This window comes from Hymenobacter crusticola, assembly GCF_002154225.1.
Taxonomy (GTDB): Bacteria; Bacteroidota; Bacteroidia; order Cytophagales; family Hymenobacteraceae; genus Hymenobacter; species Hymenobacter crusticola.
Window position 1 is genome coordinate 1 of record NZ_MTSE01000110.1, and the last position, 1060, is coordinate 1060.

Annotated in this window: 2 protein-coding genes; both read left to right on the forward strand. The window is 54.0% G+C overall.

The window, feature by feature from the left end; genetic code table 11:
• Nucleotides 1–219 (forward strand): hypothetical protein (locus BXP70_RS30190; RefSeq protein WP_218779905.1); only part of this gene is annotated, 219 nt, incomplete at its 5' end.
• A 290-nt stretch (nucleotides 220–509) separates the two neighbouring features.
• The gene (locus BXP70_RS29080; protein WP_086597608.1) at nucleotides 510–908 is read left to right on the forward strand and encodes an SMI1/KNR4 family protein; all 399 of its coding nucleotides are present in this window, start codon (nucleotides 510–512) and stop codon (nucleotides 906–908) included.
• The last annotated feature ends 152 nt before the right edge of the window (nucleotides 909–1060 follow it).

Here is a 1060-nt window from a genome sequence, read left to right on the forward strand (position 1 = left end):
AAGCAATTCGAAGCAGCCCAGATTCAACAGTTCACCACGCTGGGCAATGGTCTCTTCGCCACCTTGCAAAAGCTGGGCTTATCCGCCCCCGAAGTGCGCCGGGTGATGCAGTTACCCACGCCAGCGCCACCGGTAGCTCCTACGGCACCCAGTCCGGACGTTCCGCTTGCGGCGACTACTGCAGCGGCGGAGAAGGTGCCGCCACGGGAAGAAGCGTAAGGATAAGAAGCCGAGGTGATTAGGGAGTGTTAATGGCTTACTTTCCAGTGCGTTTAGCTGTGAAGTAGGCTTCCTAAGAGATGGGGTATGCATTAAGGAGGAACCCCCTTAGAACGTAACTTTGCCTCAATGGCTACCAACTACTAAACAGGTCGTGCATCCTATGTTATTTTGGGAACGCTAGCCGAGCCGAATACAACTGCCGCCATCTGGTCGGCAGTTGAGCGAGAACGTCTCTTTTCTAGCTACCATCCCCCCATTGCTTGCGCCGTGATTGACACAGAATAACGATGACCTTAGATGCTCTTCTTCACACCTGGCGCCAACAAGCCATTAAGCTGAACGCTGGGGCTACGCCCGCACTGCTAGCAGCAGCGGAGGCCGAGCTGCACTTCCACTTCCCGGACGATTTCAAGCGCCTTTATGCCGTGGCCAATGGTTTTCGAGACGCTGATTGCACGGAAGGACTGATGAGTCTCTGGCCGCTGGAAATGATCTGTGTGGAGTATCAGCGGAGCACCACACCGGAGTTCATCAGCTTCTGCGATTACTCCATTCACTGCCACTACATCGGCTTTTTACGGCATAGCGCAGGCGTCTACAAACAGTACCAAACGCCTGTGTTCCTCTGTCACTCCTTTTGGCAAGCCATCGACTGGATTACCCGCGCTCACCCAGCCATTTACTAACCCGGTGGCTTTCTTCTGCTGCGTTACGGGAGGAAAGGTAATGCTTTATAGGTTCTGGCTGAGGCTCGCGCACTGCGATCAGCGAGGCTATTGTTGGACTTAACGCTTAGGTAATAAGCCTGACTAGTGCTACGATTACTTCGCTAGTTAGC